8 protein-coding genes are annotated in these 14,541 nt (G+C 42.1%); 6 read left to right on the top strand and 2 right to left on the bottom strand.

What is annotated here, in order from left to right; translation table 11 throughout:
- Positions 1-630: 630 nt before the first annotated feature.
- The 3 genes from GUY17_RS07710 to pflA all read left to right on the top strand — a co-directional run bounded on the left by GUY17_RS07710 (position 631) and on the right by pflA (position 5,668).
- Positions 631-2,163: a DUF3360 family protein gene (locus GUY17_RS07710; protein ID WP_162022783.1), complete on the top strand. Its 1,533-nt coding sequence runs from the start codon at positions 631-633 to the stop codon at positions 2,161-2,163.
- 406 nt (positions 2,164-2,569) lie between these two features.
- Positions 2,570-4,852, top strand: a complete 2,283-nt coding sequence (gene pflB / locus GUY17_RS07705) for a formate C-acetyltransferase (RefSeq protein WP_162022782.1) — start codon at positions 2,570-2,572, stop codon at positions 4,850-4,852.
- 78 nt (positions 4,853-4,930) lie between these two features.
- Complete coding sequence (gene pflA, locus GUY17_RS07700; RefSeq protein WP_162022781.1) at positions 4,931-5,668, top strand: pyruvate formate lyase 1-activating protein; 738 nt, start codon at positions 4,931-4,933, stop codon at positions 5,666-5,668.
- Between the two features lie 53 nt (positions 5,669-5,721).
- Here pflA and yfbV read toward each other — a convergent pair whose 3' ends face one another.
- Positions 5,722-6,165 (bottom strand): terminus macrodomain insulation protein YfbV, encoded by a 444-nt coding sequence (yfbV, locus tag GUY17_RS07695; protein ID WP_101088042.1) that lies wholly within the window; start codon positions 6,163-6,165, stop codon positions 5,722-5,724.
- Positions 6,166-6,388: 223 nt separating this feature from the next.
- Here yfbV and ackA point away from each other — a divergent pair, with 223 nt between their 5' ends.
- Positions 6,389-7,591 carry an acetate kinase gene (gene ackA / locus GUY17_RS07690; protein WP_101088040.1) on the top strand — a complete coding sequence of 401 codons (1,203 nt, stop codon included), beginning with the start codon at positions 6,389-6,391 and terminating at the stop codon, positions 7,589-7,591.
- A gap of 62 nt (positions 7,592-7,653) precedes the next feature.
- Entirely contained in the window at positions 7,654-9,804 is a 2,151-nt protein-coding gene (pta, locus tag GUY17_RS07685) for a phosphate acetyltransferase (RefSeq protein ID WP_162022780.1), read from the top strand.
- A gap of 288 nt (positions 9,805-10,092) precedes the next feature.
- Here the strand turns inward: pta and topA are convergent, their stop codons facing one another.
- A complete protein-coding gene (gene topA / locus GUY17_RS07680; protein WP_162022779.1) occupies positions 10,093-12,732 on the bottom strand; it encodes a type I DNA topoisomerase in 2,640 nt (879 codons plus the stop codon).
- Positions 12,733-13,123: 391 nt separating this feature from the next.
- On the opposite strand from topA, the gene astB reads away from it, so the two are divergent.
- Positions 13,124-14,458, top strand: coding sequence for an N-succinylarginine dihydrolase (gene astB / locus GUY17_RS07675; protein ID WP_162022778.1), 1,335 nt, complete (start codon positions 13,124-13,126; stop codon positions 14,456-14,458).
- Positions 14,459-14,541 lie beyond the last annotated feature (83 nt).

Genomic DNA, 14,541 nt, shown 5'->3' with positions numbered 1-14,541 from the left:
GTTTATTGATACAACGGCATCTTCGGATGCCGTTTTTTTTATCCATTCATGTTTATCAATTTCATGCTTCTCAAGTACTGACATTATCAACCACCAAAGCCAATCTTACTTTCCTTCAGCCAGCACTCGACCAATTTATTTTGTAACCACCATGGTAGCTACTGCAGCGGTCATTTCTCTATAATTCTTAATAATCCCGTAGACAAGTCTTAAATATAATTGAATAATAATTATACCCAGTATCAATTATATTGATGTGACACAATATTCTGAAATGAGTATTGCTTACGAGGTGAGTTATTAGGCAAATTTACTGATCTAATTTTGCTGTTAACTTGTTATCCAGCTCTCACTTCTAGTAAACAAAACATCAACTTTCTTGATACCAAGTGATGCAATCTCAACGCTATGCTAAAATCCACAAGGTAAATTGGTCTTACCAAAAAAGATCGTAATAAGGACATCACTGTAATGCTTCCCTAATAAAGGCATCGCAGCTGAGCAAAGTGATAAGAGCCATTGCGGCTCACCGGCAAGCTGCTCTTACGGACATAGCCATCACTTCAAAGGAACACACTCAAACTTCATCATTTGATGGATTAACCTGTTCTTTTCGGAGAATGAGAAATTATGTCAGACACAGTCAGTAATTCAGATACACAAGCTCAAGAAGCAAGCTACAGCGAGCTTCACCGTCCTGCTAGCGAGTTTGACACTCGCGATGCCTATCTAGAAAATGAACTCAAGATAATGAAGCCCAAACGTTGGGGACTCAACCTTCCTGGACGTGATTTTCGTTTTGAATGGGAAGACTTAGTCCCAGCCATCGCAGGAACTATTGGTATTACTGTGATGTATTCTGCAGTAATGGCAGCTTGGGCTGCAGGTTTAAGTGAAAAATGGGATCACGTCAATCTTGGGGCAGAATTTGCTATCCAGATTGTCCGTGTAGAAATGCTCATCCCAGCTTTACTCTTCTGTATTATTAGCTCTGGTTTTATTAATCCAAGAGCAAACCTTGGCGGCAACCATGGACCAATGATCCCGTTAATTGGTACCATCGCGCTCGCTGGTGCTCATCCATTAGCGTTAGCAATCCTCATTGGTATATTTGGCTTGATTTTAAGTTATTTCAAAGGGGGCTCGAAACTGGTTAACCTCACCAGTAGCGGTGTGGCCGGCGGTTTATTGGTGTTCTTAGGATTTATGGGAGCTAAAAGTCAGATAGGTTCGTTATTTGACTGGGCAGGAGGACTGCAAGCCAAGCACAGTCTTGACTATTCACTCGGTTATGTTGCATTTACCATCTTGTTAATCAATGTCATTATTTATGCAGCATTAGCCAAATACGGTAAACGCTGGTTAGCGATTCCATTGTGTTCTATTGCAGCAGTTACTCTGGCATTTGGCCTAGGCGCAGGCTTAGATTTACAATTTACTACCGCTCCAGGCATCCCAAATCTCAATCCGGTTTATTGGTGGGGTTCAACTGAACATGGTTGGCAGTTAGGCTTACCAAATGCAGCTCATTTTATTGCATCATTACCATTCGCAATTCTGGCTGTTGCCATGTGGTCACCAGACTTTCTTGGTCATCGTATTTTCCAAGAATTAAATTATCCAAAAGGCGCTGAAAAAGTACTGATGGATGTTGATGACACGATGACAACTTGCTCAGTAAGACAGATCGTTGGTACTGCAGTCGGTGGCGGTAATATTACCTCGTCGTGGGGAACTTACATGATCCCAGCGGCTATTGCCAAACGCCCTATTCCAGCTGGCGCTATCCTACTCGGTAGCTTGTGTATTATTGTGGCTATCATTGGTTATCCTATGGATATCACGGTGTGGCGCCCTGTTATGTCGATTGCGCTTTTAGTTGGCGTATTCCTGCCGTTATTAGAGGCAGGTTTACAGATGGTTAAAGACACGACGAGTAGCCAAGCCGCAGGTATCTGTATTTTCGCTGCATTTGTTGCCAACCCAGTATTAGCTTGGGCGTTAACCATGTTACTTGATAATAATGGTTTAATTGGTGATAAAGAGCGTCCTAAAACCTTGTCATTTGCAGACCGTATCGTTATCCCAAGCCTAGCCTTTGTGATTTGTTTGGCGGCGATGTTAGCAGTAGGCATGATCGAAGGGATTCCAGCGTTGCTATAATCTAGTCATGTTCGGTAATACCATCAATATAAAAGCGAGATCGGCAATGGTTTCGCTTTTTATTTGCCAAAAATTGCCGCGGGCTACTCCAAGTTATAAACAGATATGTTAGCCAGTTAACACTTTTGATAATCCGTTAGCGAAAGCTGCCGATATCGTCATTATGCTGTGCTATTATTAACCCATGGATAATTGGTCTTACCAATTAGTTCATTAACAGAAACAATATCGATTAGCGTCATTACACAAGCCAGGCGGAACATTTCTGCCATCAATGTCGCAGAAGATGTAAACGGCTCAGTCTAGCGAATCTACCTAGACGACAGAATGTAAACACTCAACGGATACCAACACTTTGTGTTAATTGTGATGACATCCGTAGAAAATCAACCAGAGGGTTAAGTAAATGACAGATAAAACCGAACTATTTGCCAACGCGTGGGAAGGTTTCGTAGCTGGCGATTGGAAAACTGAAGTTAACGTACGTGACTTTATCCAACAAAATTACACACCATATGAGGGTGATGAATCATTCTTAGCAGGTGCAACAGATGCAACATTAACTTTGTGGGACAAAGTAATGGAAGGCATCAAGCAAGAGAACCAAACTCATGCTCCAGTCGATTTCGACACTGAAATGGTTTCAACCATTACCTCTCATGATGCTGGCTATATCAATAAAGACCTTGAAACTATCGTTGGTTTACAAACTGAAGCGCCATTAAAACGTGCCATGCTGCCCAACGGTGGTATTCGTATGGTTGAAGGTTCATGTAAAGCTTATGGCCGTGAACTTAACAGCGATGTGAATTACGTTTACTCTGAGTTACGCAAAACCCATAACCAAGGCGTGTTTGATGTTTATACCCCAGAAATTATGGCTTGCCGTAAATCAGGTATATTAACAGGTTTACCTGATGCCTATGGTCGTGGTCGTATTATTGGTGACTACCGCCGTATTGCTTTGTACGGTATCGATTACCTAATGAAAGATAAGTTTGCCCAATTCAGCTCACTGCAAGCGCAATTTGAAGCTGGTGATGACTTATCAAGTGTGATCCAATTACGTGAAGAGATTTCTGAGCAACATCGTGCTTTAGGCCAAATGAAAGTGATGGCAGCTAAATACGGTTGTGATATTTCTGTACCCGCCAAAAATGCTAAAGAAGCCATTCAATGGACTTACTTTGGTTACCTTGCTGCAGTAAAAAGCCAAAATGGCGCAGCAATGTCACTGGGTCGTACCTCAACGTTCATTGATGCTTATATTGAACGTGACATTAAAAATGGTGTTCTTACTGAACAGCAAGCACAAGAAATGGTTGACCATTTCGTGATGAAACTACGTATGGTGCGTTTCCTGCGTACACCTGAATACGATGAACTATTCTCAGGCGATCCAATCTGGGCAACTGAATCTATCGCTGGTATGGGTCTTGATGGTCGCACATTGGTGACTAAATCAAGCTTCCGTTTCTTGCATACCTTGTACAACATGGGCCCAAGCCCAGAGCCAAACATTACCGTGTTATGGTCTACAAGATTGCCACAAGGTTTTAAAAGTTACTGTGCCAAAGTATCAATTGACACTAGCTCAATTCAATACGAAAACGATGACTTAATGCGCCCTGACTTCGAGTCAGACGATTACGCCATTGCTTGTTGTGTTAGCCCAATGATTTTGGGTAAGCATATGCAGTTCTTCGGTGCTCGCGCTAACTTAGCCAAAACCATGTTATACGCCATTAACGGTGGTGTTGACGAAAAGCTTAAAACCCAAATTGCACCAAAAGCGGACCCAATCACTGCTGATGTACTTGAGTTTGATGATGTTATGTCACGTCTTGATGGCTTAATGGACTGGCTTGCAACGCAGTATGTGTCTGCGCTTAACGCGATTCACTTTATGCATGACAAATACTCTTACGAGTCTGCGTTAATGGCATTACATGACCGCGATGTGCGCCGTACAATGGCGTGTGGTATTGCAGGTTTGTCAATTGCTGCCGATTCATTGTCAGCGATTAAGTTTGCTCAAGTTAAGCCTATTCGCGATGAAAATGGTATTGCGGTTGATTTTGACATTCAAGGTGACTATCCAAAATTTGGTAACAATGATGCTCGTGTCGATGACATTGCTTGCGATTTAGTTGAACGTTTTATGGCGAAAATTCGCACTAAAAAAATGTATCGTAATGCCATTCCAACACAATCAATCTTAACCATCACTTCAAACGTGGTTTATGGTAAGAAAACCGGTAACACTCCTGACGGTCGTCGTTCAGGCGCTCCGTTTGCGCCTGGCGCTAACCCAATGCATGGTCGTGATGAAAATGGTGCAATTGCTTCATTAACATCAGTGGCTAAACTGCCTTTTGCCCACGCACAAGATGGTGTTTCTTATACTTTCTCTATCGTGCCAAATGCATTAGGTAAAGATGATACGGGTCGTCGTACTAACTTAGCGTCATTGATGGATGGCTACTTCCTAAGCAAGCCTAACCGTGAAGGTGGTCAACACTTAAACGTTAACGTGATGAACCGTGAAATGTTAGAAGATGCGATTGTTAATCCGGATAAATATCCACAATTAACTATTCGTGTATCGGGTTATGCCGTTCGCTTTAATGCGCTCACCCCTGAGCAGCAGCAAGACGTGATTACTCGTACATTTACTAAAAGTATGTAGTCTCTGCTAAAATTGGCTGTATCGATGTGTAACATCTTATCGATACAGCCTTTTTTATACCCATTTTAAGGAACAACAATGACGTTAGGTCGCATACATTCAGTGGAATCATTCGGAACCGTTGACGGTCCAGGAATTCGCTACATCGCTTTTATGCAAGGTTGCCTTATGCGCTGCCAATATTGTCATAATCGTGATACATGGGATCTAGATGGCGGTAAGGAAGTTTCTGTTGATGAAATAATGAGCCAAGTCATTTCATATCAACCCTTTTTAGACGCCAGCGGTGGTGGCATTACAGCCAGTGGTGGTGAAGCAATTTTACAAGCTCAATTTGTCAGCGAACTGTTTAAAGCCTGCAAAAGTCAGGGTATACACACTTGCTTAGACACCAACGGCTTTGTGCGTAAATACGAACCCGTAATAGATGAGTTGCTCGACAATACCGACTTAGTGTTACTTGATATCAAACAAATGGACGATGCCAAACACATCGAACTGACTAAAGTCAGTAACCATCGAACACTTCAGTTTGCGCAATATCTTACCAAACGAAATATTAAAACCTGGATCCGTTATGTGGTTGTCGCTGGATTTACTGAAGATGTCGAATCAGCCATCGCATTAGCTGAGTTCATTAAACCGATGAGCAATGTTGAAAAAGTTGAATTATTGCCTTATCACCCGTTAGGGGAACATAAATGGCAAGCTTTTGGCGAAACGTATACTTTGGCGCATATTTCACCGCCAAGTACAGAAATCATGCAGAGAATTCAGCAGGTGTTTGTTGACCGAGGTATTAACGCTACATTTTAGTCACAATAACAATAAACAGATGTAAATTAGCATCGGCTTATGCATAAGATGAATTATAATTCGTCCCAGTAACTTTGATCTAAACGTTCAAAAGCCAGTTTCAAAATGGTGGCCATATCAGAATAGCAGGCTTTTGCGCCTAAAGGTTGGCAATAAATACCCATCTCAGTCAATGCTGAGCTGAGTTGGTTGCCCCAATCAAATAATGATAACGGTAACGGATGGCTCGCTCGCCAACCTAACCATAATAAGCCTTGTAGTGGCAAGCTGATAAAAAAGAGCAACATCGTTAATGCTTGCGGTAAATAATCCCAGCCAAATATATACAGCTGGCTAGCCGCAACGACTAATGCCAACACAGGCATTGCAATAATCGCTAATTGAGTCGCTTTGACGACACGGTACTCAGGGAAATAAAACCCAAGTTGCCTAACCATTGGCCAGGTCTTCATATAACGTTGACCATCGCCAAGTAATTTAACCAAATTCATGTTCAATATACGGCTACCTTTACAGCTTGGGACATGAGTATAACGATAACATAATACAGTGTCATGCCCAAAATGCACTGGAGAATTTACGCCTATACTGATTTAAATTTCAGTCGTAAATCACGGTAAGAACACCGAAGTGTGGCGTTTATGAATGAATAATCATAAACCTTAATCAAAATGGAATTTTACTATTTTATTTAGTTTCATTGACTTAAAAGGCGTTAACATGTCAGACAAATTAGTACTCGTGCTCAACTGCGGTAGCTCATCATTAAAATTTGCCATCATTGATGCTCAATCAGGCGATGATAAAGTTTCTGGATTAGCTGAATGTTTTGGTTTAGAAGATTCACGCATTAAGTGGAAATCTGATGGCAGCAAGAATGAAGCCAAATTAGGTGCCTTTACTGCGCATCGCGAAGCGGTAGAATTCATCGTTAATAACATTTTGGCAGACCATCCAGAACTTGCGGCACAAATTAAAGCCGTTGGTCATCGTATCGTCCATGGTGGTGAAAAGTTTACTCGCTCGGTTATTGTTACACCGGATGTCATTCAGGGTATTGAAGATTGTGCGTCATTAGCGCCTCTACATAATCCTGCGCATTTAATTGGTATTCGTGCCGCGCTCGCTTCATTCCCAGATTTGCCACAAGTTGCAGTATTTGACACCGCATTTCATCAAACCATGCCCGAAAAGGCATATATTTATGCCCTACCCTACAAATTGTATCGTGAACATAGTATTCGCCGTTATGGCATGCATGGTACTAGCAACATCTATATTTGTCGTGAAGCAGCCAAAGTATTAGGCAAAGAGACTAAAGACACCAATATTATTTGTGCACATTTAGGTAATGGTGCATCGGTAACGGCCATTAAAGGTGGCAAAAGTGTCGACACGTCAATGGGCTTAACTCCGCTTGAAGGTTTAGTTATGGGTACACGTTGCGGCGATTTAGACCCATCAATTATTTTCCATTTAGTTAAACAACTTGGCTATACCCTTGATGAAGTCAATAACCTACTGAATAAGCAAAGTGGTTTATTGGGTATTTCAGAACTTACCAACGATTGTCGTGGGATTGAAGAAGGTTATCAAGACGGTCACAAAGGTGCCACACTAGCCTTAGATATCTTCTGCTATCGTTTAGCCAAATATATCGCCTCTTACACTGTGCCATTAGGGCGTTTAGACGCCATTATATTTACTGGCGGTATTGGCGAAAACTCAGACCTTATTCGCGAGAAAGTCCTTAATTTATTGGCAATATTTAACTTCAAAGTCGATGATAATTTGAATAAAGCGGCTCGTTTTGGCCAGCAAGGCATCATTACCCAAGTAGGTAGCCCTATTGCTATGGTCATACCAACAAATGAAGAGTGGGTTATTGCCGAAGATGCTATTAAGCTGATCACAGCTAAATAAGCAGCTTATTCGGTCTTATATTCGGTTAATTAACATGAACAATACGCACACAAGAGGTCGTCATGTCTCGTAATATTATGCTTATTCCAATCGGTATTGGAGTGGGATTAACATCACTAAGCTTAGGTATGGTTCGTGCACTTGAACGCAAAGGCGTTAAAGTGCAATTTTTTAAACCTATTGCGCAAATTCGATCCGGTGATACTGGTCCAGAACGTTCAACCACTATTTTAAGCACGTCTCCAACTGTTAATCCGTTGGAACCTTATTCAATGGTCCATGCTGAAGCGTTAATCCGTTCAGAACAAACTGATGTCCTACTAGAACAGATTATTGCCCGCGCAGCAGAATGCGCCAGTAATACTGAAATCCTAGTGGTTGAAGGCTTAGTACCAACACGAAGCCATCCATTTGCTGATGACATTAACTATGAAATTGCCAAAGCATTAGACGCCGATGTTATTTTCATCGCAACCCCTGGAAACGATACGCCTAATGGATTAATGAATCGATTAGAAATCGCCTTTAACTCTTGGGGTGGACAGAAAAACAAACGTTTAATTGGCGCTATCATCAATAAAATTGGTGCTCCCGTTGACAACGAAGGTCGCACTCGTCCTGATTTATCTGAAGTATTTGATGATAAAAATATGAACGCGGTTGATAGCTCGGGAATGTTCCAACTTCCGGGTAAAAGTCCGCTGCGTATATTAGGCAGTGTGCCATACAATTTAGAGCTAATTGCCCCGCGCGCATCTGATTTAGCTAAGCACTTAAATGCCAAAATCATTAATGCCGGTGAAATGCATACTCGTCGTATGCGCCGTGTAACATTTTGTGCCCGTAGCCTGCCTAACATGGTTACTCACATCAAAACAAATTCATTGTTAGTGACTTCTGGCGATCGCTCCGACGTGATCGTGTCTGCATGTTTAGCAGCCATGAACGGCGTTAAAATTGGCGCGTTGTTGCTTACTGGGGGCTACCCGCCAGAACCAGAAATCATGAAGTTATGTGAACAAGCTTTTGAAACAGGCTTGCCAGTATTTTTAATTGATTCCAATACATGGCAGACCTCGCTCAATATTCAACGTTTTGATCATGAAGTACCTGTGGATGATGCGGTGCGCGTTGAAAAAGTGCAAGAATACGTGGCCAGCCATATCGACCAAACCTGGATTGAAAGTGTTACCCAGGATTCTCCACGTGAACACCGTCTATCTCCTCCGGCATTCCGTTACAAGTTAACTGAACTAGCCCGTGCAGCCCGTAAAACTATCGTGCTTCCTGAAGGTGAAGAGCCTAGAACCGTTAAGGCTGCATCAATTTGTGCAGAACGGGGTATTGCTCGTTGCGTGTTAATCGGTAACCGCGAAGAGATCTTACGCGTTGCATCGCAACAAGATGTTATTTTAGGTGAAGGCATCGAAATCATTGAGCCAGAAACTGTGCGTGAAAAGTACGTTGTGCCTATGCTCGAATTACGTCGCAGCAAAGGATTAACAGAAGTTGTTGCCCGTGAACAACTGGAAGATAACATGGTGCTTGGTACCATGATGCTGGCACAAGATGAAGTTGATGGAATTGTGTCTGGTGCTATTCATACTACGGCACACACTATTCGCCCACCATTGCAGTTGATCAAAACGGCACCGGGTTCTAGCTTAGTGTCATCGATTTTCTTCATGCTGATGCCAGATCAAGTATTAGTGTATGGTGATTGCGCGATTAACCCAGATCCAAGTCCTGAACAGCTAGCCGATATTGCGATTCAGTCAGCTGAATCAGCTAAAGCCTTTGGTATTGAGCCTCGCGTTGCGATGATCAGTTACTCAACGGGAACTTCTGGCACCGGTTCAGATGTGGATAAAGTACGTGAAGCCACACGAATCGCTAAAGAAAAACGTCCGGACTTGATTATCGATGGTCCATTGCAATACGATGCAGCAGTCATGCCTAACGTAGCGCTCTCTAAAGCACCTGACAGCCCTGTCGCAGGTAAAGCAACCGTATTTGTGTTCCCAGATTTAAACACGGGTAACACCACATACAAGGCGGTACAGCGTAGTGCTGATTTAATCAGCATCGGGCCAATGCTTCAAGGTATGCGTAAACCGGTTAACGATTTATCACGCGGCGCATTAGTCGATGATATTGTCTACACCATTGCGTTAACGGCGATTCAAGCAGCACAGAATAGTGAGAAAAAATAACGTCAGGCACTTCAGTGTAATATCGTTGTGAATTTACAATAAATGACCACTAAAAAAGCACTGATATTTATCGGTGCTTTTTTTGTGTCTGATGTCTTAGATTTTTTGTTTGATTGTCTGTTTGTCTGTTTGTCTGTTTGTCTGTTTGTCTGTTTGTCTGTTTGCAAAAGCATGTCCCTATGCGGTTCATGATACAAAAAATAATTAAGTCATTTATGGCACAAACAAAAACGCTACCCAATTGGGTAGCGTTTATAAAGAGCGTTATGTATCAATCAATACTAAAAATTATTTCTTAGCTTTTTTCTTAGTTGATTCACTAACCCATTTACCGCCGATAAACTTAGAAGACCAACCGGTAGCTTTGCCGTCAACTTCAGTAGCAACATACTGCTCTTTGGTTTTACGACTAAATTTAACCGAGGCTTTATTGCCTTCATCATCTTCGACTGGCGCATCGGCAAGATACGCATATTTAGGCCATAACAAATCGCGATACTGCACTAACTCTTCCACTAACGGCGCACGTGTTTCACGCGATTTAGGGAAAGTACTGGCGGCTAAAAATATACCAGCAGCACCATCACGAAGCACAAAGTGAGCATCCGATTTAGTACATTTTAATTCAGGTAGAAAGATAGGATCTTCTTTTGGTGGCGCCGCTTCACCGCTTCTCAGCAACTTACGGGTGTTTTTACACTCGCTATTGGTGCAACCAAAATACTTACCAAATCGACCGTTTTTAAGTTCCATATTATTGCCGCAACGATCGCACTCAATAATTGGACCTTCATAGCCTTTAATCTTAAATTGTCCGGCTTCAACTTCGTAACCATCACATGACGGGTTATTACCACAAACATGTAATTTACGTGTTTCGTCAATGAGATAACTGTCCATCGCGGTACCACACTTACCACATCGATGTTTAGCACGTAACGCTTCTGTTTCGCCATCTTCATTGTCGCTAACCGCTTCTTCACCTGGGGTTAAGTTTAGCGTGGTCTTACAACGTTCTTTAGGCGGCAACGCATAACCAGAACAACCTAAGAACACCCCTGTTGAACCAGTACGAATACCCATTGGACGGCCACAGGTTGGACACTTAATGTCGTCTGTTAATACCATCTCATTAGGGCGCATACCACCTTCATCAGGATCTAACTCGGCCAACAATAACTGCTTGGTAAAGTCGCCATAAAAACCGTCTAATACTTTTTTCCAGTCCAGCTTACCTTGAGCAACATCATCTAATGTTTGCTCCATGCTGGCGGTAAAGTCGTAGCTCATTAATTCTTTAAAACTGCCGACTAAGCGTTCGCTGACAATCTCACCCATTTTTTCAGCAAAGAAACGGCGGTTATCAACTTTAACGTAACCACGATCCTGAATGGTTGAAATAATCGTCGCATACGTTGAAGGACGACCAATACCACGCTTCTCAAGCTCTTTAACCAAAGACGCTTCACTGTAACGCGGTGCAGGCTTGGTAAAGTGTTGCTTAGGAGATAAGGTTTCAAGCACTAACTTGTCACCTTTTGCAACGACTGGTAGCGTCTTATCTTCTTCGTTTTTCTTACTCACTTGTGGCTGAACACGAGTCCAACCATCAAAACGTAAGGTACGGCCACTGGCTTTTAATTCGTAATCACCCGCGGTTACCGTTAAACGTGTTGCATCATATTGAGCAGGTGTCATTTGACATGACACAAATTGACGCCAGATAAGCTCATACAAGCGCTGAGCGTCTCTTTCCATATCGGTTAACGAAGCGGACTGCACAGCCACGTTCGACGGTCTAATAGCTTCATGCGCCTCTTGAGCGCCCTCTTTGCTACCATAACGAATAGGTTCTGCCGGTAAATACTTGTCACCGAACTCGGCACCAATCATTTCACGTAAGTTTTCAACCGCTTCTTTACTCAAATTGGTTGAATCGGTACGCATATACGTAATATGGCCAGCTTCGTACAAACGCTGCGCCATCATCATGGTTTTCTTAACACCAAAACTAAGACGAGTACTGGCAGCTTGCTGCAATGTCGACGTAATATAAGGTGCCGAAGGTTTGCTTGAGGTTGCTTTATCTTCACGCGCAGTAACAACATATGCTGCATCACGCAACGCATCGACAGCGACTTTAGCTTGCGCTTCATTAATCGGTTCAAATGCAGCAGATTGATACTTCATCACCTGCATTTTCAAGCTAGCGGCGGTAGGTGTATTTAACTCAGCATGGATATCCCAAAACTCTTCTGGAACAAACGCTTTAATTTCACTTTCACGCTCTACAACTAAGCGCACTGCTACCGACTGAACACGCCCAGCAGATAAACCACGAGCGACTTTTTTCCATAATAATGGTGATACCATAAAGCCAACAACACGGTCTAAAAAGCGACGAGCTTGCTGGGCATTAACCATATTGGTATCAAGTACCGACGGTTTACTAAACGCATCTTGAATCGCTGTTTTAGTAATTTCGTTGAACACAACTCGCTGATACCGTGAAGGATCACCACCAATAATTTCCTGTAAATGCCAGGCAATGGCTTCCCCTTCACGGTCCAAATCCGTTGCGAGATATATTTGGTCAGCAGTTTCTGCTAACGCTTTTAATTCTTTAACAACTTTTTCTTTACCAGGCAGAATTTGATACTTAGCCGCCCAGTCTTTATCTGGGTTAACACCCATTCGCGCCACAAGCGCTTGTTTGTCTCTGATCAGCTTGTATTTAGCTTTTTCTTCAGGAGATAATTTCTTAACTTCTGCTGCGGTTTTAGTCACAGTTGTACCGTCAGAAGTAGACGAAGTTGGTAAGTCACGAATATGACCTACACTCGACTTCACAATGAAGTCTTTACCAAGATATTTATTAATTGTCTTGGCTTTGGCCGGCGATTCGACAATAACTAGCGATTTACCCATAGTTTTATTTGCGCCAAAAAGTCTCGAAAAAAAGAAAATTGATTCCATATATAGAGGGTTGAGACAATAGTTTCAAGTTAATCCCTCTTTTACATGGCTAGTAAGTCATTTTTTAATCAGAATTGAATCAAAAATAAAAAATGTAAAAAATAATATGCGTTTTTTAAACGTAATTTTTCACTTAATGATACTTGCGAGCACCTTCAGTGCATTTTTAGTCATTTATACACATTTGTACAAATTAACCACACCTTGTTAACCCTTATAGCTTCAGTATACTGGGGTTAAATTAGCGTTAACTGACATGAACAATCACGTTCCTTTTTTATAAGTAACACAAATGAGTGTAACTACAATAATAATTATTCACTAAAATTCTCAAGGATCACGAATGAAGCATTTTGAAGCGAACTTTGATGGCTTGGTTGGACCAACCCATAACTATGCCGGATTATCATTTGGTAATGTGGCCTCATTTAGTAATGCGGCCCAGACATCAAATCCTAAAGCGGCAGCTAAACAAGGTTTGCAAAAAGCCAAGTCATTAGCAGATTTGGGGATGGTGCAAGGGGTATTAGCCCCACAGGAGCGCCCAGACCTATACACATTGCGTCGAATTGGTTTTTCTGGGTCTGACGCTGAGGTTTTACAAAAAGCTGCTCAGCAGGCTCCTGCGCTACTTAATGCTTGTTGCAGTGCATCAAGTATGTGGACAGCTAACGCGGCTACAGTGTCACCCAGTGCAGACACCTGTGACGGTAAAGTTCACTTCACCCCAGCTAATTTAGTTGATAAATTACACCGCAGTATTGAACCTGTCACTACCGGCAATATTTTGCAGGCGACATTTAATAACGACCGCTATTTTAAGCATCATCAACATTTGCCAGAACACGCAAGCTTTGGTGATGAAGGAGCAGCTAATCATACTCGCCTATGTTCTGAATACGGTCATGCTGGCGTTGAATTATTTGTCTATGGTCAAACAGCAACTAACCCTAACGCCCCTAAACCAACAAAATATCCAGCTCGCCAAACATTGGAAGCATCTCAAGCAGTAGCGCGGTTGCACCAACTTGAAGATGAAAGCTGCGTGTTTATGCAGCAAAATCCAGATGTGATTGATCAAGGTGTATTCCACAATGACGTTATTTCAGTGGGTAACAAAAATGTGTTGTTCTACCACGAACAAGCGTTTTTAAATACCGAAGCAAAGTTCGATGAAATTCGCCGTAAAATGAACTCTGACATGCATTTTGTCAAAGTCACCACAGAGCAAGTATCCATTGATAATGCCGTTCGTAGTTACTTATTTAATACCCAAATCATCACCCTACCTTCAGGTGAAATGGCCATTATTGCGCCAACAAATTGCCAGGAAAACCCTGCGGTATTTGCTTACTTAAATGAACTTGTTACCTTAGGCACGCCGATCAAACAAGTGCGCTATTATGATGTTAAGCAAAGTATGCAAAACGGTGGTGGTCCAGCTTGTTTACGTTTACGAGTCGCGATGAACGAACAAGAAGTCGCTGCAGTTAATCAAAACACATTGATGAATGACGGTTTATTTACGCGCTTAAATGCCTGGGTTGATAGACATTATCGTGACCAACTCACGGTAAGCGATCTAGCAGATCCACAATTAATTATTGAATCACGCACCGCGTTAGATGAACTCACACAAATATTAAAGTTAGGCAGCGTGTATCAGTTCCAAAGATAACGTTAACGGGTCGAATGAATAATTGAATAACATATTTTAAAAGCCAACAGCATCCGCTGTTGGCTTTTTGTTTTACATTGCTA

The sequence above is a fragment of the Shewanella sp. Arc9-LZ genome (assembly GCF_010092445.1).
Classification (GTDB): Bacteria; Pseudomonadota; Gammaproteobacteria; order Enterobacterales; family Shewanellaceae; genus Shewanella.
Note: the sequence above shows the minus strand (reverse complement) of the source record. Positions and strands in the feature narration are given on the sequence as shown.

Excerpts from the sequence above, each read along its gene's own strand:
- GUY17_RS07710 (WP_162022783.1), top strand. The coding sequence starts at position 631 with ATGTCAGACACAGTCAGTAATTCAGATACACAAGCTCAAGAAGCAAGC.
- pflB (WP_162022782.1), top strand. The coding sequence starts at position 2,570 with ATGACAGATAAAACCGAACTATTTGCCAACGCGTGGGAAGGTTTCGTA.
- pflA (WP_162022781.1), top strand. The coding sequence starts at position 4,931 with ATGACGTTAGGTCGCATACATTCAGTGGAATCATTCGGAACCGTTGAC.
- ackA (WP_101088040.1), top strand. The coding sequence starts at position 6,389 with ATGTCAGACAAATTAGTACTCGTGCTCAACTGCGGTAGCTCATCATTA.
- pta (WP_162022780.1), top strand. The coding sequence starts at position 7,654 with ATGTCTCGTAATATTATGCTTATTCCAATCGGTATTGGAGTGGGATTA.
- topA (WP_162022779.1), bottom strand. The coding sequence starts at position 12,732 with ATGGGTAAATCGCTAGTTATTGTCGAATCGCCGGCCAAAGCCAAGACA.
- astB (WP_162022778.1), top strand. The coding sequence starts at position 13,124 with ATGAAGCATTTTGAAGCGAACTTTGATGGCTTGGTTGGACCAACCCAT.